Genomic DNA, 22023 nt, shown 5'->3' with positions numbered 1-22023 from the left:
TAGAGACGCGATTCATCGCGTCTTTACCCAAGGATGTGTTGCTGTCGAAAATACTGGAAATAGCTAAAAATTAAGCGTTGATTGAAGCAAGTGGTACAGCAACATTATTTAGGATAGGCTGACGGGTTTTGAGGTCAAATTTGAATCCATGTGGCAAGATATGAAGCTTTGCTCCACAAATCGCCAAAGGCTCATCCTTCAAAATTTCGCCCATATTGTTATATGTAGCCTCTGATTCATCAACAATCGTAACCGCACCTTCACCAATCACTTCAATTTGGTTATCTGTCACCACCATAGCGGTATTTTCGTCAATACCAAATCCCAAAACAGCAGGTTCTAGTATTAAAGCTGAAATTAAGCGTCCCAAGCGTCCCCGCTGAGAAAAATGCTGGTCAATTACTACCCCTGGTAAAAATCCCATACCTGGGCCCATTTCAACAGTTTCTATCCGAGGATGTGTCTGTGAATCACCTTCAACAATCATTTTATCTGGCATCACAGCAGCACCCGCACTTGTGCCTGCGATAACTATACCTTCAGAGAAACGTTTATGAATCGCCGCATCGATTTCGGTGTCTTTGAGGATGCTGGTAATTCGAGCTTGGTCTCCCCCTGTAAAAAATACCCCAGTTGCTTTATTAATTGCTTCCAATGCGGTAGATGAAGATGCATCTTCGCGGGTTTCTGTATCAATAATACGAGTATTCTCGGCTCCCAGGCGCTCAAACACTCTAATATAATTTTCTCCCACTTCTCTTGGTAGTTCCGTTGCTGCTGTCAGAATTACAATGTACGCCTTTGTACCCCCAGCGCGTCGTACAAAATCCCGCAAAATTACAGAATCGCCATCTTTATCTTCGGCTCCCCCAATAATGACCAACTGCCGTTTGATATGACTTTCCATCGTGATGACTCCTGATTTAAGTTAGTAAATTTCACTAAACCATGACAATTAAAACTATCAAACCATCCTTATGGTAGATTACTGGATATAAGTAGGATTAACATTTGCGATCGCAATTAGACCAAAAGATTTTTCCGAAAAATTACCTAAATTTTCACTCACTAAATAAAATCTACAACGTCAACTGCCTCTAGAGTTATTTTCTAGAGGCATTGTTAGCTATATTTCTAATTGTCGATTGGAGATTTATCGTGCGAGCGTGAGTAATTTGGTATTAACTCTAGCTAATGGCAATTCTTAATGAATCCGACTTCTGTAAAGTAAGTTAGTTAAGAAAAAACGCGCTTGTTCTAGTGGTAGATGTCTGGGTTTGCCTTGGTAGACAATTTGATACTCATTCATATCTGCCCCATCTCCATGTCCAGAGATCAGCTTTTGGTGAAAAGCTTCCTCAGCAAGTTCTCGAATTTCATCTCTTAGAGTAGCTTGTGTGCTATTCATACCTTTGCTGTCTTTTTGATACCTCACTATTTATACAAATTATTGAGTGAGGTTGCACCCTTCAAAAGTTATACCTTTGATTACTCATCAGGATGAATTGACCGTTGTTGATTCCTGGCTGAGGAATGGAGATTGAATTATGCCTTAAGATAGTTAAAAATACTTAACAATAGAGTTAGGGTGGGTTCTGATTAGCTTAATTGCAAAGCCATCACTCTCCAAAATAAATGTGAATCAATCTACAATCAATAAGTCTGAGAAACCAGAACTCAGAATTGAAATTTCAGGGTGTTTAGCCAAAGGTTCGTAATCAATGGTTCTACAAAAAAGCAGTGATTTAGTCCGCATTAATGCTAGAAGAACGGATGTATTCGATATTTTCAACTTCAAGCATTATATAGGGCCTAACCCTTATTTAAATATAGGGTCGCTAGTATTTGATTTTGCTCTAGTCGACTCTAGAGAGCCTTTGCCCATTGAAGATTATATTGTCAGCATTGGCGATCGCTATCCAAATCTGCGCGATCAAACTTACGAATCCCATGCCCATCTATTTGCCCAAGTTGTGTCCGAAGTCGGAAAACTGGACATGGATTTACACTTTAAGCACTGGAGTGTTAAGCCATATCAAGATTTCACACGGATTAGTGTCCAATCACTACATGAACGCACAACCAGAGAGGTAATTTACTTTGTTTGGGATTGGTTTGAAGCTATTACCCAAGACGAAGACTTCGCCTTTGATGGAGAACTAGTAAGGCTACAAGATAAATTTCGCGCATCTGTCTACGGTGGCCCTACAGTTTACGCCCTATTGCGAACAGCCTACGAGAAAGGTATTCCTGCCTTTTATTTGTGGGAAGAAGGATTAATGCAGTATGGCTTGGGAAAAAAACACGTCCGGGGGGTAGCAACAACATTTAACTGTGATAGCCATCTAGATTCGGAGTTCACCACCCGCAAAGATGACTGTAAGGCATTTTTAAATACCTTGGGTTTCCCAGTGCCTAAAGGCGATATTGTCTTTTCCGAAAAGGAAGCCTTGGCGGCAGCAAGAGAAATTGGCTACCCAGTGGCAGTTAAGCCAGTGGTAGGCCACAAAGGAATTGGCGTCACGGCTGATGTGCAAGACTCAAAAGAACTAATATCTGCTTATAATCGGGCACTGGCAGCGATTCCTGAAGATCAGCTAACCCGAATAATTGTTGAGAAAAGCATCTCAGGATCGGATTTTCGCTTGTTGTGTGTCAATGGTCGATTCGTCGCCGCCACAGAACGCCGTCCTGCATCGGTTGTCGGTGATGGGTACTTAACGCTTGCAGAGTTAATTCGCCAAGAGAACCGCAAACCTGCACGTTTAGATACGCCAACCTCACCAATGAGCAAAATTCAGATTGATGAAGCGATGGAACTCTATCTAGACGAACAGCGCTTATCATTGGACAGCGTGATTGAGAAAGGACGGACTGTTTACCTGCGTAAAGTCGCCAATCTTTCAGCCGGAGGTATAAGCATCGATGCAACCCCGACAGTTCATGACGATAATATTATCTTGGCGCAAGATATTGCCCAGCATTTCCAATTGACTTGTCTGGGGATTGATGTCATGACCAAAAGTCTCGCAGAATCTTGGAAAACCAGTAACTTTGCCATCCTGGAAATCAATGCTGCACCGGGAATTTTAATGCATCTGAAACCTTCTGATGGTGAAAGCGTTGATGTGCCTTCTCATATTTTAGAAACATTTTTTGAGTCAGGTACAGATGCGAGAATACCGATTATTACCTTCAATAAAATCTCAGTTGAAGAACTGCAAGCGACAATTGACCATATCCTTTTGCAACATCCCGATTGGACAATAGGTGCTGTTTGTCGTGATGCAGTTTTTGTGAATCGCTCGAAAAAAGTATTAAGCAAAGATTACAACACCAATGTACAAACTTTGCTGCGCCATCCCAAACTTGATTTGCTGATTGCCGAGTACGCAGAAAATATCTTAGAAGAAGAGGGGATGTTTTACCAGAGTAGTAATATGGTAGTTTTGGATAATCCTACCGAAACTGAAATGATTCTGGTGCGGGATGTTTTCGATGGTTCAACTGTGGTGATTAGAAAAGGCAATGATATTTCTATTCGTCGCAAAGGGTTGATTGAAGATTATACTTTGGGTGAAGATGAACCATTTACACGGGTTTATTTGAAAGAAACCGGGACGATTTTGTGAGTTAAGTAAATAGGTGATTGGGGACTGGGGATTGGGTAACTCGGATTAGTTCACTCCCGATTCAAATCTTTAAGGATACCCAATCCCCGGTTCCCTGTTCAAGCTTTCAAAGGTGGAGAGAGAGAAAAGAGCGCGTGGAGTCAGCTAAACTAAAGAAGAATTGCTTAATAAGTTTTAATAATTCTGTTATGAGTACTGATTCACCTGTTAATTCTCCCGAAAAACCTGAATCCACATTTGGGAAACGTCTGAGAAACTTCTTAATTGTAATGGTAGCGATCGCACTTAGCGTTTCCCTCGTCTTAGGATTGCGAACTGAAACAACCTCGGCAACTCTAGCTAAGTTAAGCGAGACTTCCACACCGTTAGAAGTAGCAATCAGCAACGGCAAACCATCTCTAGTAGAGTTTTATGCTGATTGGTGTACTGTCTGCCAAAAAATGGCCCCAGATATCACTCAACTAGAAACCGAGTATGCTGGCAAGATGAATTTTGTCATGCTGAATGTGGATAATACCAAGTGGCTGCCAGAAATGCTGAGATATCGGGTGGATGGGATTCCCCATTTTGTATTTTTGAGTCAGCAAGGAGAAACCATCGCCCAAGCCATCGGCGATCAACCCCGGACAATTATGGCAAGCAATTTAGAAGCTTTGGTTACTGGTTCGTCTCTGCCTTATGCTCAAGCTAGCGGCAAAGTTTCCAAGTTTTCAGCCCCAGTCGCACCAACGACTAATCAAGATGACCCCCGCAGTCATGGTAGCCAGGTGGTAAATTAGCAAAAACAACAGTAAAAATGAAATTCACACAGGAAGACTTATACTTAATGCGATCGCTGACAAAATTTCACTTTTAAGCCATCACGAGGACGAGAGAACGGTAGTAAAACCCTCTCAAGATTTTGTCCAGGGAGCAGTTCCCATTCATAGTCACGGATTAACATAGCTGCAAACAACTTCATTTCCAGTCTGGCAAACTCTTTACCTAAACATTCTCGGATACCACCACCAAAGGGTATGTGGCTAAAGATTTTTTTGTCCTCAGCCCGTTCAGGAGCAAAGCGCTGCGGGTCGAAACGTTCAGGCTCAGTATAAACATTCTGATCTTGATGAGTCTCCGGGATTTGGTAATGTACATTCCAGCCCTTGGGAATTAAGTATCCACCAAATTCGCATGCCTCAATCACCTCCCTAGATCCACTGCGAACTACTGGAGGGGTGAGCCGTAGAACTTCTTTGAGAACTTGCTCTAGGTAGGTCATTCGCTTGAGGTTTTCTTGAGTAAGGGATTCTATGAACCCTAACTGCTCTTGTTCTGCACGGGCAGCTTTTAACACTTCTGGATGCTGGGCTAGCAGCAAACATAAGGAAGTCAGTGCTGAAGTCAAGGTTTCATGTCCAGCGACTAGCAATGCCAAAACGTTATCCTTCACTTCCTCTAAACTCAAACAATTTCCCTCCCCGTCTTGCGCTTGCAACAAAATTCCTAAGACATCTTGATTTAAGGAAGGATTTTGCTGGCGTTGGTAGATCATCTCATCAATCCTGGCAAGAAGTTGTTCACGAGCGTGTACTGCGCGATCAAACTTACTCCCAGGTAATCGAATCGGAACTGATAACAATCCTTCTCCCCAAGTTTCATAGACTTTTTCTAAGTTCTCATCCGAGGCTGTATCAACTCCCACTAACAACTTACAGGCAACATCAAGGGTGTATTTTTTCAGTTCATAATACCAGGTCATTGTACCCAAGCGTTCCCATTTATGCAGATAGCTGCGGGTTATTTCCTCCATTATGAAGACATATCCTGCTAAAGCTCTTGGCTGGAAAGCTTGTGACAACTGCTTACGCAGATTTTGGTGAGAAATGCCAGTTTTCATCCCAATAGAACCTGCTCCCAATAACACTTCAAAACTTAAAGGGTTAGTCATGGCCAATATGTGACCCTCGTTAGTGAACAGAAAACGGCTGGCTTCTGCCCCAATCAGGACAATTGTCTTCTGACCCAATAAATGAGTTTTGAAGATTGTTCCATGTCGCTGCTGTCGCTGCTCAATAAAATGTCCTGGATCGCGCAAATAGCTAATTGTTTCGCCAATGATAGGTAAGCCCAAGTTACCAGGGGGTAAAGGGAGGCGCTCTTTAGAGAAAGTTGTCATTTTTTTTGTGGGAAAAAAGGTATTATTTTAGTTACGGAACAGTATCGTAAATTTAAAAGAGTATGTCAATCGGTAAGATTTCATGAGTGAATCTGTCAAAAACTCGCCCGGACGACCTCGGAGTGTCCTATCACATCAAGCCATCCTCAAAGCGACCTTGGATTTGTTAGCGGAAGTTGGATATGAACGCATGAGTATTGAAGCGATCGCAGCGCGTGCTGGGGTAGGGAAACCTACCATCTATAGGCGTTATAGTTCTAAAGAAGAACTCGTAGCAGATGCTATTGAAAGTTTAAGAGAAGAAATATCAATACCGGATACTGGTAGTCTTTGGAGTGATCTCGATCTCATCATTGAGAGTGCCGCCAGAACTACCCTTACTCCCTTGGGTCGTCAGATTAAAGCCTTGATCCTCAGCACCGCTTCGAGTAGTCCGCAGTTTGCCCAGGTCTACTGGGCAAAATACCTACAACCGCGACGCCAAGCCTTCCGAGTCGTGATCGAGCGTGCAAAAACAACAAACGAAATCCAGGCTGACGCAGACAGCGATTTAATCTTCGACTTGATGAGTGGGGCAATGCTCTACGCTCAAATCTTTCCTCCCGCCTCTGAGCCTTGGGAGGCATATATTCGCCGTGCTTTGAAGCTTTTCCTGAAAAGCAATTTCCCTACCTAATCCCCAGTCCGCTGTACCCTGTCCCCTGTCCCCTTCATGTAAGAGATTGGCGCTTGAGACGCTTATGAGCGTACATTAATTCGTCAGAGCTAGCGATTAGCTGTTCTAGTGACATATTGCTTTCTGGTGAGTAACGCTCTATCCCCATACTCATTGAAAGTTCATAGCTGCGGTTTTGCTGTTGATTAAATTTGGCGATATTTGCTTGCAGATACACTTGGATGCTATCAGCGTCCTTAAAGTAGCTGGAGATGAAAACAATGAACTCATCTCCACCCAAGCGAGCAACAATATCCGAGTTCCGAAAACTTTGCTTGAGTAATTGACCAGCATCAATAATTAAGGCATCTCCTATATCATGACCAAGGGTGTCGTTAATCTGTTTTAGCCCATCTAAATCAATGAAGATCACCCAGCACAATGCTTTCATGCGGTGAGCAATTTTTAACTCTTGTTCAGCCATCAGAAAGAAACCACGTCGGTTGTGCAAACCAGTTAATTCATCAGTCAGCGATGCTTGTTTGCGGTTGCGAACTTCCTGAATAAGTTCCATCTGAGCGATCGCCTGACGACTTAAGCGACGCAGTGCATCTAACTGCTGGTAACTTAGATGATGAGGAATGGTATCCAAAACACACAATGTCCCAATAGGAAGGCCATCGGGTGTAATTAGAGGAGCGCCAGCATAAAAACGAATTTTGGGATTACCTTTGACTAGGGGGTTGTTATTAAAGCGATCGTCCTTGATGGCGTTGGGAACCACTAATATATCCTCTGGTTGAAGAATAGCATGGGCACAAAAGGCCAACTGTCTGGGTGTTTCTCTAACTTTTAGTCCAACCTTAGATTTAAACCATTGGCGATCGCTATCAACTAAGCTAATTAAAGCAATTGGAGTCTTACAAATGTAGGCAGCAAGAGCAGTTATATCATCAAATGCTTCTTCAGGCAGGGTATCCAGAATATTGTATTCCGCCAATGCTTTGAGTCTTTCTGCTTCATTTTCAGGTAGAGGAACAGCTTGGGTTTTCACAGATGAGTGTCTGAGCCTTAGCCAGAAAAGTCTGGGACGCTGGAAATTTTGCAACAACCGTAAAATTACCTCTCCAGCAGCAAGGCTGCGTGACATAAACATCTCTGCAACGACAATCAACATTCTGTTGAATATACAGAAAAATTGTATTATATGATGTTCTTCATGCCTTTGGTTTGCTCTATTGTTCATGTCACCCTAGCTTTCACTCTGCAAAATCCCTGAATATGTAAATGCTTACAAGGTCTTTTGCCCAAAGTCGGCTTGAAAATAATTAATTTTAGCTAAAAATTATCAAAACTTATTATATCGTCAGGCTTCCTTCGTCAAAACTTGATATTTTTGATACCGCTAATTTGTCTATATACACGCAATTTGCACGAGTTAGCTTCCAACCCCTGCAACTTCTCTTTCTGGTCTACGGAGGCGATCGCTTAACTTTGTAATCCCTCTCGACCATCTCTGCGTAGACGCGCAGAGATAGGCTCAAAAGTAGTTACAACAGGAGTTCTAATTTATGCAGAATTTTTCTCTATGACCAAACCAAGCTAAGAGGTTGTTTGAAAAGTCATTAGTTGCCTCTGCGACTAGAAGTCGCGGCTACACATACAAAACCCGCCTACGCGGGTTATAAAACTTGATTTTCTGCTAGGTGGAGTTAGAGACGCGATAAATCGCCGTCTCTACAAGTGCTTTCGTCTTATCTTGAACTGTATTGGAATATAATTCGCCCAAAACTTTTTAAACATCCTCTAAATAAATTTTGCTGCTAAATCTCTAAACACGGTGGAATAATTTTCTTCTAGGTAGAGCAATTTCCAGTATCACATCAGGCTTTAATTACTCTTTATACGACTCTAAAACCCCACTGCGAATCATTAGTTGTGGCCAAAACAACACAAAAAATCCCATCCATGTTACTACAGGGATAGAAACGAGAACTGTTAGCCAGATAGTTTTAAATAGTAACCAGCTACCACTAATCAGTGTTATACCTGTGAGAATTATAGACCAGGGCTGACACCACCAAGGTTTGTAGTTCCAAGGACTTATGGGTTTTTGTTCAGTCATTAGTTTTATTTAGTAAAACTCCAAATATTCCTTTAACAATTATGAATTACTTTGACAGATTAAGTTTTGTCGTACTCTATTTTTCCATAGTCAAGTTTGATAATTCGGTCTGCTAAATGAAAATAGTGATCGTCATGGCTAATCACCAACACTGTTTTGCCCCGCGATCGCAGTTCTGGCAAAAGTTGAGTGTAGAATATTTCCTTGAATACTGGATCTTGATCGGCTGCCCATTCATCAAATAGATAAATTGGTCGATCTTCCAAGTAAGCTGTGAGTAAAGCTAGTCGTTTCCGTTGTCCTTGAGAAAGTGCCGTGGTAGAAAGTTGTCCATTTTCAACTTTCACCTTATGGTCTAGTTGCAGTTGTTGTAAATATTTTGTCGCTTGAGCATCCAAGTGAGAATTTTTTAATCCTAAAAGTTCTTCAAATAAATAAAAGTCGGAAAATACCACAGAAAAATGCTGGCGATACCATTCTCGATTTTGTTCGCTAATTAGCTCCTCATCGAAGGAAATCTCGCCGTTCTCAGGAATGTAAAGTCCAGTAATTAGTTTTGCTAGGGTAGATTTTCCGCTACCATTCCCGCCGACAATAAATACCAATTCTTGAGGATATAGTGTTAGGTCGATAGGGCCAAAGATAAAGCTATTATCCTCTTGATCTGTGTAGTAAGTGTGGGTAACGCTTTCAAATTTTAAGCTGTGCCAGTCAGATTTTAGGGCAGGTGGAACAGTGGATATTTCAGTTCGACTAGCTAGAGATAAACCCAGTGATTCGATTTTTTGAAAGGCAATGCTGGCTTTACTTAATAGGGGAAGTTTGCTGATGATGTTATCCATTGGTAACACCAAGTAAGTGAAGGTCAAAATATAACCAGAGAGAGTTTCGGCATTGATGGTAAGCAGATTCGGCAGCGCAAACAATACAAAACCGAGGGCAAAAAAGAATATGAGTTGACCCCAGCTTGAAGTCATGGCAAAAAGAGTTAGACCGTTAACGTTGTGATGACGGAACTCGCTAGCAGTTGATTGCAGTTTTTCTTCTAAAAAGTCTTGACGCCGCCTGTAATTCAGCTTGAGTTCCTTGACTCCTTCGGTAATGGTGCGAAAATGTTTAAATAGCTGATCTTCATCTTCACGAGCTAGGGCCAGCAATTTTCCTCCTCTGTTGAGTAGCCACTGACAACTAGCGATCGCAACTACTGAAATCCCACAAACCATTAACAATACTAACCAAGAGAGCCAAGTTATATACGCGATACAACCCAAGACGATCGCTAAATTAATAAAGATGAAAGGCATCTGATAAACAGCATTGGCAACCGCCTGAATATCTTCTGTGAGAGTTGCCAATAATCGAGGATTCCCCAAGCGTTCTAGGTGACTCAACTCGGAAGCGAGAATCTGGCGACTCAAACGCATCCGTAATTGCAAAACTGCACTCTGAGAAAGGCGAATCAGCATCACTTGAGAAATTATACTGGTAATCAGTGCAACTATTGCCAGCCCCGCAAAACCCCAAATTATCGATGTGAGGCGGGAGGCACTACCGCTACTAGCAGCACGGCTAATTAAGGCAATCAAACCAGCACTACTACCGCCACTCAAGAATCCAGTAGCGATCGCGATCGCTACCATTCCCCACGAAGAACGCAAAAGAAAATAAATCAAATTCATGATATTGGCTTGCCAACAAACTCAGTTCGCCTTTCTATGGGAAATTTTATATTTTACAGTTAAAAACCTCTGAAAGATCACGGTAAGCTAGTTTGCATTACATCTGATTGTGTCAATAAACTGTCAAATTACCTGCTCAGTTTTCCAGGGTGAAATTTGCAATGACTGTGAATCTAAAGTCTTTAGAGAACCAAATTCATGTCGCGGCCGATTCCAAAACCGCTCCGATCACTCAAAGAACCCGCTACGTTCCTTCGCACCATCGACGAATTCTGTGTATCTTTCCTAAATACAGCCGTTCCTTTGGTACTTTTCATCATGCCTACCCACTCATGGGCAATGTCCGGGCTTTTATGCCACCCCAAGGTATTTTAATTGTGGCTGCCTACTTACCTCAAGAATGGGAAGTCCGGTTTATTGATGAGAATGTCAAATCAGCAACGAGGGCTGATTACCAATGGTGTGATGTGGTGATTGTGAGTGGAATGCATATCCAAAAACCACAGATTAATCAAATTAATGAACTTGCCCATCGAGCCGGGAAAATTACAGTTGTGGGTGGCCCTTCAGTATCTGGGTGTCCAGAATATTATCCTGAATTTGACATTTTACATTTGGGCGAATTGGGAGATGCAAGCGATCGCATGATCGAATATCTAGACCAAAATCTGGAACGTCCCCAAACGCAAATTCGCTTTGAAACTAAGGAACGTTTACCCTTAACAGAGTTTCCCACCCCAGCTTATCATTTGCTGAATATTAATGATTATTTTCTAGCAAATGTCCAGTTTTCTAGTGGTTGCCCTTATCGTTGTGAGTTTTGTGATATTCCCGAACTCTATGGCAACAGTCCCCGGATGAAAACACCAGAGCAAGTAGTCGCGGAGTTAGATGCAATGCGACAATCTGGCAATTTGGGGGCAGTGTATTTTGTCGATGATAACTTTGTTGGCGATCGCCGCGCCGCCATGAAGTTGCTTCCTCACCTGATTGACTGGCAAAAACGCAATGGCTACCCCATCCAGTTTGCCTGTGAAGCCACCCTCAACTTAGCCCAAAGTCCAAAGCTGCTGGAAATGATGCGCGAAGCTTATTTCTGCACAATCTTTTGCGGCATTGAAACACCTGAAGCAAATGCTCTCCATGCTATTTCCAAAGACCAAAATCTGAGTATGCCAATCTTAAAAGCAATTCAGGTTTTAAATAGCTATGGCATGGAAGTAGTATCAGGAATCATCATCGGGTTAGATACAGATACACCAGAAACAGCAGACCGAATTATCGAATTTATTCGGGCATCCCAAATTCCCATGTTGACAATTAACCTACTTCATGCTTTACCAAGAACTCCTTTATGGCGGAGATTAGAAGCAGAAGGACGACTTGTCTTTGATGAAAGCCGTGAATCAAATGTGGAGTTTTTAATGCCTTATGAGCAAGTTGTTGAGATGTGGCGGCGCTGCATCACAACTGCTTATGAGCCAGAATTTTTATATCAGCGGTTTGCCTACAATATGGAACACACCTATCCAAACCGCATCGAAGTGCCTAACAGCCCGTCTCGAACTTCTGGGGCTAATATTCGCAAAGGTTTAACTTATTTAGCTAATATTTTGCTGCGGATAGGCATATTTAGTAATTATCGTCAGACTTTCTGGAAAATGGCCAAGCCAGCACTAAAAGCAGGTAATATTGAAAACTTGATTCACGTTGGACTTGTCGGACATCATCTGATTAAGTTTGCCCAAGATTGTGCCAAGAATCAAGAATCGGCTTCGTTTTATTCCCAGAAAATTGTTACGAAAGTTCGTAGCTAACTGTCATTGAAAAGGGACTGGGGATTAGGGACTGGGGACTGGGGACTGGGGACTGGGAAAACTTGGAAAGGGATTCAGACCTCAACCAAGTTTTGTTCGCGATACGTTGATTAGTCTAGTCTGAGACTGGGAATTTAGGGAGGCGGAGCCTAGGCTGTTGATTTTGGCTATTTTTTTGGGAATTACCGAAAAATTATTTGTGCTGGTTTTTGCTTGTGTGAAAGCGCCCGCAACAGCCATCTTTACGCCAAAATAAAAAACACAATTTCTGCATGAAGTCTTGTGGGCTAAAAGGTACAGAGTCAACAGCCTAGGCGGAGCCTCTGGTACTCGTTACCTGTCGGTGTCAGGTAACGAGGGAGGTGAGGGGGAGTGGGAATTAGCAAGAAGTTGCAACTGAATTTTAAGCCAAAGCAACTGCTGGTTGTTGCCAGCGTCCCACCGCCTTACCAATCACTGCTAATTCTTGCATCAAGTTGTCAAAACGGTCTGGTGTGAGAGATTGGGGCCCGTCGGATAAAGCTTTGGCAGGATTGGGGTGTACCTCTATCATCAGGGAATCTGTGCCAGCTGCGATCGCAGCCATTGCCATTGAAGGCACAAACTCAGACCAACCCACGCCGTGGCTGGGGTCAATCATGATTGGCAGGTGAGTTAGTTTTCGCAACACTGGTACTACTGATATATCCAGCGTATTTCGCGTATACTGGCGGTCAAAGGTGCGTATTCCCCTTTCACACAAAATCACATTGGGATTACCAGATGCCAAAATATACTCGGCTGCCATCAACCAATCTTCAATAGTAGCCGCCATTCCTCGCTTCAACAGAACTGGTTTCGGCTGCGCTCCCACTTTTTTGAGCAAGGAGAAATTCTGCATATTCCTTGCCCCCACCTGGATTACATCAGCAACTTCTGCTATTTTATCCAGATCAGCGGCATCCATTACTTCTGTAATAATACCTAGCCCGCTCACTTCCCGCGCCTTCGCCAACAAATCCAAAGCACTCTCGCCGTGTCCTTGGAAGGCGTAAGGTGAAGTCCGGGGTTTGTATGCCCCGCCACGCAAGAACTTGGCTCCAGCCGTCTTGACGCGTCGCGCTGTTTCCACAATCATTTCTTCATTTTCTACCGAACACGGGCCAGCAACGACTACTAAGGGGTGGTGTTCACCAAATACCACCGCTCCATTGGGAGTATTAACCACCACTTCTGAAGCTTCGCCGTGGCGATACTGGCGGCTGGCTCGTTTGTAAGGCTGCTCTACCCGTAATACCTGCTCAATCCAGGGGCTAAGTTCCTGAATTTGGAGCGGGTCTAAGTTGGCGGTTTCACCTACTAGACCAATAACTACTTTGTGTTGACCAACAATTTTTTCTGGAGTTAGTCCCCAGCTAGTTAGTTCCTCATCAATGCGGTTTATTTCCGCTTCTGGGGAACCACTTTTCATTACTATAATCATGTGAAATTTCCTGATTAATTGAGTAAACTTTTCTGTAAATTGGCTAACTTTATTGTTGCTTATCAGCCTAATTACGAGTAGTTAAAAATAAAACTTATTTACAAAATAAATAGACAAAACATAGCGCTCAGTCAGTAGTTTTACTACTAAATAACTGCATGTAGGGTATAAAAAGTATTATATAAAATTTAATTAGCAATGTTGAAGTTATAAAATTTCAACTTCAACATTCACTTCTTCATTTACCCAATACCGCAGTTATGTAATACCTGAGCGCCGTTTATTATGAGTTTTTTTGCCGAGTTTCGCGCCAAGCTGCCACCATTCGTCCCCAATTGGTGTTGAACTCACCCAAACCCAGCAAACTTCCATCTTTTTCTTCATCCCAAGAGGCAGAGAGAACGCCATAAGTTATCCCTAAGACCCCCAAACCAAATAATCCCATGTTCACCAGTAGCACGGCGATGGGAGGTAGTCGGATGTCGGAGTAGATAGCAAGCAGATAGCTAACAACCAAGGCGCTAATGCCCAAAGCTGTTGGTACACCACAAAACCCAGCTACGCGTCTGATCATGCGTTCGCTGACTACTTGGGGAATTGCCATCTCTTGTTTGGTGTAAGGCACCTTTCTATCAGCCTGTTTGACGGATTCTTGTGGCTGTGCTGCTGGTTTACTTTGAGTTTTTGCGGGTTTTTGGCGCTTTTTGTTTGGTTCAAAGGGCAAGCGACTGCGTTCAGATTCTTCAGCAGACATAAGCGGTAGTCCTATCCACGAATACCAAGGCGAGCAATCAAAGCTTGATATTTTTCGCGGCTTTCCTGCGATATATAAGCTAGAAGACGCTTGCGCTGACCAATTAGCTTTAACAGTCCCCGCCGGGAAGAATGGTCTTTTTTGTTTGCCTGGAGATGTTCGCTGAGGCGGTTAATGCGCTCAGTGAGCATGGCAACTTGGACATCGGCCGAGCCAGTGTCGGTTTCGTGAACTTGGTAATTGGAAATTATTTCTTGTTTCCGCAGTTGCGTCAGGGCCATGATCGATTCAGTTTCTAGTTTTTCTAAATGTATGTAGCAGTCTCCCATAATATCACAGCCCTCAAGCTGGATGTGGAATGACCTTATATAGCTTAAAGACTGTACTTTTTGATACAAAGTAATCAAGAAGCCAAATTTTTATCATACTTCTCGGTATCAAAAATTTTAGATCCCCCTAAATCCCCCTTTTTAAGGGGGACTTTGATTCCGGTTCCACCCTTTTTAAGGGGGGTTAGGGGGGATCTAAAAGTGCCTAAAGCCACAGCGAAACACTTTTCAAACAACCTCTAATAGGGATTTTAGTTGATTGCAATAACAAGCGATCGCAGATACTTTTGGTCAAGCTGCGTTTCAATCCCTAATAGGGATTTTAGTTGATTGCAATACCTTAATTGTCAATGAAGTTTTAGATAATATCGAGTTTCAATCCCTAATAGGGATTTTAGTTGATTGCGATTCTATTGTTGCCGTCATGGTGTTCTTGATTGGGATGTTTCAATCCCTAATAGGGATTTTAGTTGATTGCGATTCTGTCGCGCTCGTTCCCATGGGTGCAATGCTATGTTTCAATCCCTAATAGGGATTTTAGTTGATTGCGATTGGCATGTATTATTCCGCTACTTCTTCCGCTGCCGTGTTTCAATCCCTAATAGGGATTTTAGTTGATTGCGATATAATTCCAAAAGAGTTTGGAATAAATACTTTGTTCGTTTCAATCCCTAATAGGGATTTTAGTTGATTGCGATTTACCTATCCTTAAGTTGCTGTCTTCAATCCACCTGGTTTCAATCCCTAATAGGGATTTTAGTTGATTGCGATAATACTAAAAATTCTGAATTCCAGGCACTTTGTACGTTTCAATCCCTAATAGGGATTTTAGTTGATTGCGATCTTGGGCATTATCAATGCCCGTTTGTACATCGGTGGGGTTTCAATCCCTAATAGGGATTTTAGTTGATTGCGATGCCGTTGCCCACTAACACAGTTACAACAAATAACAGTTTCAATCCCTAATAGGGATTTTAGTTGATTGCGATTTGCAATTGGTATGATACTTTTCCCCGTATCCGATGTAGTTTCAATCCCTAATAGGGATTTTAGTTGATTGCGATGAATCAATAAAAACATGCTACTACCGACTGAGATGTTTCAATCCCTAATAGGGATTTTAGTTGATTGCGATATGTTTCAAAACTTTCTGAACTATCTTAGATGCAGTTTCAATCCCTAATAGGGATTTTAGTTGATTGCGATTATAAATGGAAAAAACGGTTTTCGCTTGACGTAAAATGTTTCAATCCCTAATAGGGATTTTAGTTGATTGCGATTCGATCAGGAATGAGACTACAGTCTCAAAACTGAGTTTCAATCCCTAATAGGGATTTTAGTTGATTGCGATTAATGCGATCGCGCTGCTGTTCATAATTGTCATGTTTCAATCCCTAATAGGGATTTTAGTTGATTGCGATCGCAGGCGTCTGAAAGCCGTGTGTTATTTGGTTTTCAAGGTTCAATAGCGCGAATGCAGAAATCATAACATAAGGAGTGGCAATTGTGCTAACTGTAAATAGCTGAAAGTCAGTCTACATAAGGTGCGCGGATGGTTTCAAGATGCTGAAAGCCTCAAAGCCTTTGATATACGGCAATCTAGCCATTTTTGTAGTCACCCCTTCTCCAACACCTACCCATTCGCGCACTCGCAAAAAACTAGCCTGATTATTTAAAAATTTTCCTTAGCAGCTAACATCTGTAAAATCTTTTCTACATGATCCAACTCTCCAACGATTCGCCGAATTGGATGAGGCCAAACTTTGACAAGGGTAGGAGTTGCAGAAACCTGATTGAGTTCTGCTTGTTCTGGATGGCTTAAAACATCAATCACCTTCAGAGTATAAGGATGTCCCAGCGATCGCTCTAACAATTCGTGTAAATTTTGAAGGATGCGTTCGGTAGTGCTGCTGTGTCCAGCAACAAACAAGCGGAGAACATAGCCTTGTGTAATTGCTTCTTTTTTTTGTACTATAACTGGCTGGTGGTATTTTGGCACAGGTTCAGAAAGGTCTAGACGGACAATTAAATCGTGATCCTCCCAAAGCTGCGAAAATGAGGAACGATAAGTTGTTAACACCATGCGATCGCACAATCCATCCTGCCAAGGAGCTGGTTGCCATACTAACTCTCCAGTGCCAAAAATAGCATTCAGCAAAGCTTGATGTCTAATTACAGCCGGATAAGCTTCAGCAAAAGTTCGCACTTGTTGAGTACGCGGATCTAACCAATTGTCAATAGTCGCAGTATAACAAGGCACTAAAAAGTGCGGCGGCTCTGGTAAATCTAGAATTTCCTGCAAAGCCGAGCACAAATGCAAGTGCCATCGACCTTGTTTGCTAGGGTCGATGCAGTAAATTAAATCTCCTCCAGGTGTAAATAGTGCAATGCCTTTAAACAACTGGGGTGTAGATAGTTTATTTGTCGTCAAGTTATTCACAGAGGCTAAGGAGCTAAAAGTAAAAAATTCTCTCTTTACCTTTACCTTAGCTATAACCGCAACCAGGATCAGCTAGAAAATTGGAAACCCATTAAAAATTGCGTAAATCCTGCCTTGTAAAGAAGGGGCTGGGGGTTAGGTCTGTATTGGACTCAACTGAGAACCTCTATATAATTTTATTTAATTATGCGATCGCAACTGTAATTACAGTAAAATTTAGCAAATTTGATTGTTGAGGTTGCTTACTTTGAGGGAAACTGCTGATTTTTTATACTTTCTATTAACTTTCTAAAGCCAGAATTTAGCAATGCCAAAATAGTTATGCGCTCTGGTATGTACTTAATATTTTCTATACTAATTCCTATTACTTTTGTCACAGTTTTGATATAGATCCTTTAGATATCTGTCTAATTTATTGGAAAAAATTTATATTTTTCACTCCTATAAATAGCTAATGTTGCTATGTTAGATTATAGATATAAGTATAAAAATCCCAAATTTTTATTACAACTTTTTTTTAGGAAATACACCTTTTGACATTAGGATTAGACTCTTGCTTTTTCTCCTTATGCCTGGAGTTACCCTTTCTAAAAATGGCTACATTCAGGATAATCCTAATGTCATTCAACAAAAATGTTCTTGAGCAACCGATAAACAATCTGCTAGCAGTTCTTCCACCCGCTGACTATGAGCGTCTTGTTCCACACCTGAAGCTGGTTTCGCTCTCAAATCGGCAAGTACTTTACGAAGCAGGCGAACCGATCACACAGGTTTATTTTCCTAATAAAGCAGTGGTTTCTATAGTCACCACTATGGAAGATGGTTCGACAGTGGAAGCTGGTTTAGTGAGCAATGAAGGTATGGTGGGTATCCCGGTAATTTTGGGAGACGATATCACAACCACAACGGCAATTGTGCAGATTCCAGACAGTGCCATGCAGATGAATGCAGATATACTCCGGAGCGAGTTCAATCGGGCTACAGCCCTTCAAAGCCTGCTGCTGCGCTACGTGCAAGGTGTATATACTCAAATAGCACAAGGATCTGCCTGTAACCGTCTTCATAAACTAGAGAGGCGGCTGGCTCGATGGTTGCTGACAGTTTCTGACCGTCTGGAATCAGAAGAATTTCCGCTCACCCAAGAATTTATCTCACAGATGTTGGGTGTACGTCGCGCTGGTGTCACCGAAGCAGCTAACATTCTGAGCGAAGCCGGAATGATCACCTACCACCGTGGTCAAATTAACATCCTGAATCGTGAGGGATTAGAAAAAACCTCCTGCGAATGTTATCAGATTATAGAAAATGAATTTGCTCGTTTATTGGCTAATAAGCCCAATAAACCACAAAAATAAGTTTTTTTTTAAGCTTCTATGTACGAAACCGCATAGACTCAAATAAGTGTGTCCATTTAAGATTTTTTAGATTGTCCCCGTGTTCCTTTAGAGAATACACCTTTTGACATTAGGATCAGATTCTTTAATTCTTGCCTTGTGCCCTAAGTTGGCTTTTCTAAAGTCACCGACCTTAAGGAGAGTGACTTCTAATGTCATTAGATAAAAACCTCTTTCAGCAACCACCAAATAAGCTGCTTGCAGCTTTGCCAACTAGTGATTATGAACGTCTTGTCCCCCATCTAAAGCTAGTTACACTCTCAGTTCACCAAATCCTTTACGAAGCAGCCGAACCGATCACACAGGTCTATTTTCCTGATAAATCAGTCGTTTCTATAGTCACCACTATGGAAGATGGCTCAACGGCAGAAGTTGGAATAGTGAGCAATGAAGGCATGGTGGGTATCCCGGTAATTTTAGGAGATAACACCACAACCACAACAGCATTTGTGCAGATTCCGGGTGCTGCTATGCAGATGAATGCAGATGTACTGAGAGCCGAATTCAATCGGGGTGGAGCGATTCAAACTCTTCTACTGTGCTATGTACAAGCTATATACTCTGAACTGGCGCAAGGAGCTGCGTGCAACCGTCTCCATACACTCGAAGAACGACTGGCTCGCTGGCTTCTCACCGTTTCTGACCGTCTGGAATCAGAAGATTTTCCACTCACGCAAGAATTTATCGCCCAGATGCTGGGTGTACGTCGTTCTGGTGTGACAGTAGCGGCTAGCACCCTCAGCCGAGCTGGAATGATCAGCTACCAACGTGGTCATATTAGCATCCTGAACCGAGAGGATTTGGAAGCAACTTCCTGTGAATGTTATCAAGTTATACAAAAGGAATTTACTCGGTTACTGGGCTTTTTGCCCAGTAACCGAGCCAAAAAATTTTTTTGAGTTATGTGTGCGAAACCGGACAGACTCGTGAAAGTAACTTGATTGAAAGTGGAATGGCACTAAAAAAAGATACAGCCCTTACTATGACTGGTTCCCAGCCTCTAGGCTGGAAACCCATTCTGGTAGGCTCCGCCTCCAGTAGCTTGACAAGAGGCAGAGCCTCTTTTAAATACATTCCCAGCCTGGAGGCTGGGAACGAGACTACACAAAAATTTTTTTGAGTTATGTGTGCGAAACCGGACAGACTCGCGAAAATAACTTGATTTAAAGTATTTTGAGCAAATTTATTTTTTAATGTTCAGTGAGTGAAAACACTCTTAAGCCGCAAGTAAATAAGTTACTTGCGGCTTTGCCAGCCAGTGATTATGAGCGTCTTGTTCCGCACCTGAAGTTAGTTTCACTTCCCACTCGTCAAGTCATTTACGAACCAGGAAAACCAATCACACAAGTCTATTTTCCCCAAAACGCAGTGGTTTCTATAGTCACTAGTATGAAAGATGGATCGATGGTGGAAGTTGGGATAGTGAGCAATGAAGGCATGGTGGGTATCCCAATTATTTTAGGAGGCAACACAACAACCACAAAAGCGTTTGTACAAGTTTCGGGCATTGGAATGCAGATGGATGCAGATGTACTGAAAACCGAGTTCGATCGGGGCGGAGCTATTCAAAACCTGTTGCTGCGCTATATACGAGCTGTATACTCTGAACTTACACAAGGATGTGCTTGCAACCGTCTTCATACCCTAGAGGAGCGGCTGGCTCGCTGGCTTCTCACCGTTTCTGACCGTTTGGAATCTGAGAATTTTCCGCTCACGCAAGAATTTATCGCCCAGATGCTTGGTGTACGGCGTTCCGGTGTGACAGTAGCGGCTAGCACCCTCAGCCGAGCCGGAATGATTCGCTACCAACGTGGTCAAATTAACATCCTGAACCGAGAGAATTTGGAAGCAACTTCCTGCGAGTGTTATCGGGTTATCCAAAACGAATTTGCTCGGTTGCTGGGGAATCAACCAAGGCGCGATCGCCAGTGAATCCCAGTGGATCAATGTAACTTGCTATGTCTGAAACCGGACAGACGCTTGCTAGTTAGTTCCATTAAGATTTAGTAAAGTATGCATCAAATGACATTTACAAACACGTGCCATTTGATGTAATTGCTACTCTAAGTCTTTCCTCTACATGGCGGTGAGAGAATGTCTAATCAATCGATCTCTTTTAAAGGCCTACGATTGCTCGTTGTTGATGACGACCCTGATACGAGAACATTACTTACCTTTCTGTTTGAATTAGACGGAGCACAGGTTATTGCGGCTGCTTCAGCAGCCGAGGCTATAGCAATAGTGTCATTGTTTAAACCAGACATTCTAATTAGTGACATTTATTTACCAGATGAAAACGGCTACTCACTGCTCTTGAAGGTCAGAAATCTGGAAGCAAAGCGAGGGAGAAAGATTCCAGCTATTGCTATGACGGCATCTGCTTTTGACGAAGACCAGAAACGTGCCCTATTAGCAGGTTATGATATGTACCTATGCAAGCCGATAGACTTAGACGATTTAGCTTCTACTGTTGCTAGTTTAACTGGACTCGAACAATACGCTTGACATATTTGGATGCATAAGGAAGGAGCCAGTAAGGAAGAAAGCTTTAACTAAATTTAAATTAAATTTAATTTGAGAATGCGATGTCTATTACGGATTATACTAATGCCTGGTGATTTTGATCCTAAATCAGTGCCTTGGTGTAGCCCGTCGTAGACATCGCATTTTCTCAGGAATATTTTGACTAATTTTATTTTTTCTTAATTTCGCTACCAGTAAAAACCTGTTGAAAGATAGTGATATAAAATATACTAACAATCAATACAGAGAAATACTTGGTTATTCTCTGTGAGTACTCATTTTTGCATATAGAGGAGCATATTATGGAATATCTTGCTTATTCCCACATGTTTATTGCTCAAGAAGAGGCATTTGGAAACAGCAATTATAATCCTCCTAAATCTCAATTCAATGGGGAAAAACCTCTTAAATCTTCTGACATAGTTATTACTAAAAAAGAGGAATCGGGAAACAGCAAATATAAATTAAATTGGAAAAAACTGTTTAAATCTTCGGCTTGGCTAGCTTTAGCTGGTGTTGGTGTATTACTTGCTGCTGTTACTCAAATTCAAATGAGTTCGGCTGCTTATGTAAAAACTAACGGCAGTTGTTTACGTATCCGTACAGGCCCAAGCACCAACTATTCCTATGTAGATTGTGTACCAAATGGCACTACACTTCCAGCTATTGAAAGGTATGAAAACGGTTTTGCTAGGCTTTCTACGGGTAGATACGTTTTTTCCCGATGGGTTGGTGATAGACCTAGCAATCCTCCTGTGACTAGACCTGGTGGCGTTGGCGGTTCGGTGATTCTTACCCCTGGTTCTAGAGGTCAGCTTGTCAGAGATGTTCAAACAGCTTTAGGTAATCTTAGAGTTGATGGAATTTATGGTCAAGAAACTGTTAGCCGAGTCCGAAGCTTTCAGCAAAGTAAAGGTCTACTTGTAGATGGTGTTGTGGGCCCCGAAACTCGAGCAGCTCTGGGTATTTAGCCAGAAGCCATCCTGCGATAGGTCTTAAGCCGAATGGCACTAAGTTAAGCTGAAAGGTAAGCGGCGTAGGGATTGCAGAGGGGC

Annotated in this window: 19 protein-coding genes and 1 CRISPR repeat array; of the genes, 9 read left to right on the top strand and 10 right to left on the bottom strand. The window is 42.3% G+C overall.

Annotated features, from left to right (window positions below):
- Positions 1-70 precede the first annotated feature (70 nt).
- Together ABF638_RS07845 and ABF638_RS07840 are read right to left on the bottom strand one after the other, a co-directional pair.
- Entirely contained in the window at positions 71-907 is an 837-nt protein-coding gene (locus tag ABF638_RS07845) for a cyanophycinase (protein ID WP_435021715.1), read from the bottom strand.
- Positions 908-1204: 297 nt separating this feature from the next.
- A complete protein-coding gene (locus ABF638_RS07840) occupies positions 1205-1408 on the bottom strand; it encodes a hypothetical protein (protein WP_435021713.1) in 204 nt (67 codons plus the stop codon).
- Between the two features lie 313 nt (positions 1409-1721).
- Here ABF638_RS07840 and ABF638_RS07835 point away from each other — a divergent pair, with 313 nt between their 5' ends.
- A complete protein-coding gene (locus tag ABF638_RS07835) occupies positions 1722-3632 on the top strand; it encodes an acetate--CoA ligase family protein (protein ID WP_435021711.1) in 1911 nt (636 codons plus the stop codon).
- A 188-nt stretch (positions 3633-3820) separates the two neighbouring features.
- Positions 3821-4411, top strand: a complete 591-nt coding sequence (locus ABF638_RS07830) for a thioredoxin family protein (protein ID WP_435021709.1) — start codon at positions 3821-3823, stop codon at positions 4409-4411.
- Positions 4412-4455: 44 nt separating this feature from the next.
- On the opposite strand, the gene ABF638_RS07825 is transcribed toward ABF638_RS07830, so the two are convergent.
- Positions 4456-5790 carry a cytochrome P450 gene (locus ABF638_RS07825; RefSeq protein ID WP_435021707.1) on the bottom strand — a complete coding sequence of 445 codons (1335 nt, stop codon included), beginning with the start codon at positions 5788-5790 and terminating at the stop codon, positions 4456-4458.
- 82 nt (positions 5791-5872) lie between these two features.
- Between ABF638_RS07825 and ABF638_RS07820 the strand changes: the two genes are divergently transcribed.
- On the top strand, positions 5873-6466 hold the full coding sequence (locus tag ABF638_RS07820) for a TetR/AcrR family transcriptional regulator (protein WP_435021705.1): 594 nt from the start codon (positions 5873-5875) through the stop codon (positions 6464-6466).
- A gap of 34 nt (positions 6467-6500) precedes the next feature.
- Here ABF638_RS07820 and ABF638_RS07815 read toward each other — a convergent pair whose 3' ends face one another.
- The 3 genes from ABF638_RS07815 to ABF638_RS07805 form a co-directional block, all read right to left on the bottom strand.
- Entirely contained in the window at positions 6501-7595 is a 1095-nt protein-coding gene (locus tag ABF638_RS07815) for a sensor domain-containing diguanylate cyclase (RefSeq protein WP_435021703.1), read from the bottom strand.
- Between the two features lie 744 nt (positions 7596-8339).
- Positions 8340-8570, bottom strand: coding sequence for a DUF6737 family protein (locus ABF638_RS07810; protein ID WP_435021701.1), 231 nt, complete (start codon positions 8568-8570; stop codon positions 8340-8342).
- Between the two features lie 59 nt (positions 8571-8629).
- Positions 8630-10249, bottom strand: a complete 1620-nt coding sequence (locus ABF638_RS07805) for a cyclic peptide export ABC transporter (RefSeq protein ID WP_435021699.1) — start codon at positions 10247-10249, stop codon at positions 8630-8632.
- A 161-nt stretch (positions 10250-10410) separates the two neighbouring features.
- Here ABF638_RS07805 and ABF638_RS07800 point away from each other — a divergent pair, with 161 nt between their 5' ends.
- Positions 10411-12066 (top strand): B12-binding domain-containing radical SAM protein, encoded by a 1656-nt coding sequence (locus ABF638_RS07800; RefSeq protein ID WP_435021697.1) that lies wholly within the window; start codon positions 10411-10413, stop codon positions 12064-12066.
- A gap of 403 nt (positions 12067-12469) precedes the next feature.
- Here the strand turns inward: ABF638_RS07800 and aroF are convergent, their stop codons facing one another.
- From aroF to ABF638_RS07780, 4 genes are all read right to left on the bottom strand, one after another.
- On the bottom strand, positions 12470-13528 hold the full coding sequence (aroF, locus tag ABF638_RS07795; protein ID WP_435021695.1) for a 3-deoxy-7-phosphoheptulonate synthase: 1059 nt from the start codon (positions 13526-13528) through the stop codon (positions 12470-12472).
- A gap of 283 nt (positions 13529-13811) precedes the next feature.
- Positions 13812-14282 carry a PAM68 family protein gene (locus ABF638_RS07790; protein WP_435021693.1) on the bottom strand — a complete coding sequence of 157 codons (471 nt, stop codon included), beginning with the start codon at positions 14280-14282 and terminating at the stop codon, positions 13812-13814.
- A gap of 11 nt (positions 14283-14293) precedes the next feature.
- Entirely contained in the window at positions 14294-14563 is a 270-nt protein-coding gene (gene rpsO / locus ABF638_RS07785; protein ID WP_041565894.1) for a 30S ribosomal protein S15, read from the bottom strand.
- A gap of 277 nt (positions 14564-14840) precedes the next feature.
- Positions 14841-16032: a CRISPR direct-repeat array (repeat unit 37 nt; unit sequence GTTTCAATCCCTAATAGGGATTTTAGTTGATTGCGAT).
- A 251-nt stretch (positions 16033-16283) separates the two neighbouring features.
- Complete coding sequence (locus ABF638_RS07780; protein ID WP_435021691.1) at positions 16284-17051, bottom strand: circadian clock KaiB family protein; 768 nt, start codon at positions 17049-17051, stop codon at positions 16284-16286.
- Between the two features lie 617 nt (positions 17052-17668).
- On the opposite strand from ABF638_RS07780, the gene ABF638_RS07775 reads away from it, so the two are divergent.
- The 5 genes from ABF638_RS07775 to ABF638_RS07755 all read left to right on the top strand — a co-directional run bounded on the left by ABF638_RS07775 (position 17669) and on the right by ABF638_RS07755 (position 21939).
- Positions 17669-18406, top strand: coding sequence for a Crp/Fnr family transcriptional regulator (locus ABF638_RS07775; protein ID WP_435021689.1), 738 nt, complete (start codon positions 17669-17671; stop codon positions 18404-18406).
- Positions 18407-18597: 191 nt separating this feature from the next.
- Positions 18598-19344 (top strand): Crp/Fnr family transcriptional regulator, encoded by a 747-nt coding sequence (locus ABF638_RS07770; protein ID WP_435021687.1) that lies wholly within the window; start codon positions 18598-18600, stop codon positions 19342-19344.
- A gap of 301 nt (positions 19345-19645) precedes the next feature.
- Positions 19646-20377, top strand: coding sequence for a Crp/Fnr family transcriptional regulator (locus tag ABF638_RS07765; protein WP_435021685.1), 732 nt, complete (start codon positions 19646-19648; stop codon positions 20375-20377).
- Positions 20378-20539: 162 nt separating this feature from the next.
- Positions 20540-20950, top strand: coding sequence for a response regulator (locus ABF638_RS07760; protein ID WP_435021683.1), 411 nt, complete (start codon positions 20540-20542; stop codon positions 20948-20950).
- 320 nt (positions 20951-21270) lie between these two features.
- Entirely contained in the window at positions 21271-21939 is a 669-nt protein-coding gene (locus ABF638_RS07755) for a peptidoglycan-binding protein (RefSeq protein WP_435021681.1), read from the top strand.
- Positions 21940-22023: the final 84 nt, after the last annotated feature.

Origin of the sequence: Nostoc sp. CALU 1950 (assembly GCF_051172895.1) — a bacterium.
Taxonomy (GTDB): Bacteria; Cyanobacteriota; Cyanobacteriia; order Cyanobacteriales; family Nostocaceae; genus Nostoc; species Nostoc edaphicum_A.
Note: the sequence above shows the minus strand (reverse complement) of the source record. Positions and strands in the feature narration are given on the sequence as shown.

What these genes read in the sequence shown, in the direction of transcription:
- ABF638_RS07770 (WP_435021687.1), top strand. Translation starts at nt 18,598, where the DNA reads ATGTCATTAGATAAAAACCTCTTTCAGCAACCACCAAATAAGCTGCTT.
- ABF638_RS07815 (WP_435021703.1), bottom strand. Translation starts at nt 7,595, where the DNA reads ATGTCACGCAGCCTTGCTGCTGGAGAGGTAATTTTACGGTTGTTGCAA.
- ABF638_RS07800 (WP_435021697.1), top strand. Translation starts at nt 10,411, where the DNA reads ATGACTGTGAATCTAAAGTCTTTAGAGAACCAAATTCATGTCGCGGCC.
- ABF638_RS07810 (WP_435021701.1), bottom strand. Translation starts at nt 8,570, where the DNA reads ATGACTGAACAAAAACCCATAAGTCCTTGGAACTACAAACCTTGGTGG.
- ABF638_RS07790 (WP_435021693.1), bottom strand. Translation starts at nt 14,282, where the DNA reads ATGTCTGCTGAAGAATCTGAACGCAGTCGCTTGCCCTTTGAACCAAAC.
- ABF638_RS07830 (WP_435021709.1), top strand. Translation starts at nt 3,821, where the DNA reads ATGAGTACTGATTCACCTGTTAATTCTCCCGAAAAACCTGAATCCACA.
- ABF638_RS07825 (WP_435021707.1), bottom strand. Translation starts at nt 5,790, where the DNA reads ATGACAACTTTCTCTAAAGAGCGCCTCCCTTTACCCCCTGGTAACTTG.
- ABF638_RS07845 (WP_435021715.1), bottom strand. Translation starts at nt 907, where the DNA reads ATGGAAAGTCATATCAAACGGCAGTTGGTCATTATTGGGGGAGCCGAA.
- rpsO (WP_041565894.1), bottom strand. Translation starts at nt 14,563, where the DNA reads ATGGCCCTGACGCAACTGCGGAAACAAGAAATAATTTCCAATTACCAA.
- ABF638_RS07755 (WP_435021681.1), top strand. Translation starts at nt 21,271, where the DNA reads ATGGAATATCTTGCTTATTCCCACATGTTTATTGCTCAAGAAGAGGCA.
- ABF638_RS07805 (WP_435021699.1), bottom strand. Translation starts at nt 10,249, where the DNA reads ATGAATTTGATTTATTTTCTTTTGCGTTCTTCGTGGGGAATGGTAGCG.
- ABF638_RS07760 (WP_435021683.1), top strand. Translation starts at nt 20,540, where the DNA reads ATGTCTAATCAATCGATCTCTTTTAAAGGCCTACGATTGCTCGTTGTT.
- aroF (WP_435021695.1), bottom strand. Translation starts at nt 13,528, where the DNA reads ATGATTATAGTAATGAAAAGTGGTTCCCCAGAAGCGGAAATAAACCGC.
- ABF638_RS07840 (WP_435021713.1), bottom strand. Translation starts at nt 1,408, where the DNA reads ATGAATAGCACACAAGCTACTCTAAGAGATGAAATTCGAGAACTTGCT.
- ABF638_RS07820 (WP_435021705.1), top strand. Translation starts at nt 5,873, where the DNA reads ATGAGTGAATCTGTCAAAAACTCGCCCGGACGACCTCGGAGTGTCCTA.
- ABF638_RS07775 (WP_435021689.1), top strand. Translation starts at nt 17,669, where the DNA reads ATGTCATTCAACAAAAATGTTCTTGAGCAACCGATAAACAATCTGCTA.
- ABF638_RS07835 (WP_435021711.1), top strand. Translation starts at nt 1,722, where the DNA reads ATGGTTCTACAAAAAAGCAGTGATTTAGTCCGCATTAATGCTAGAAGA.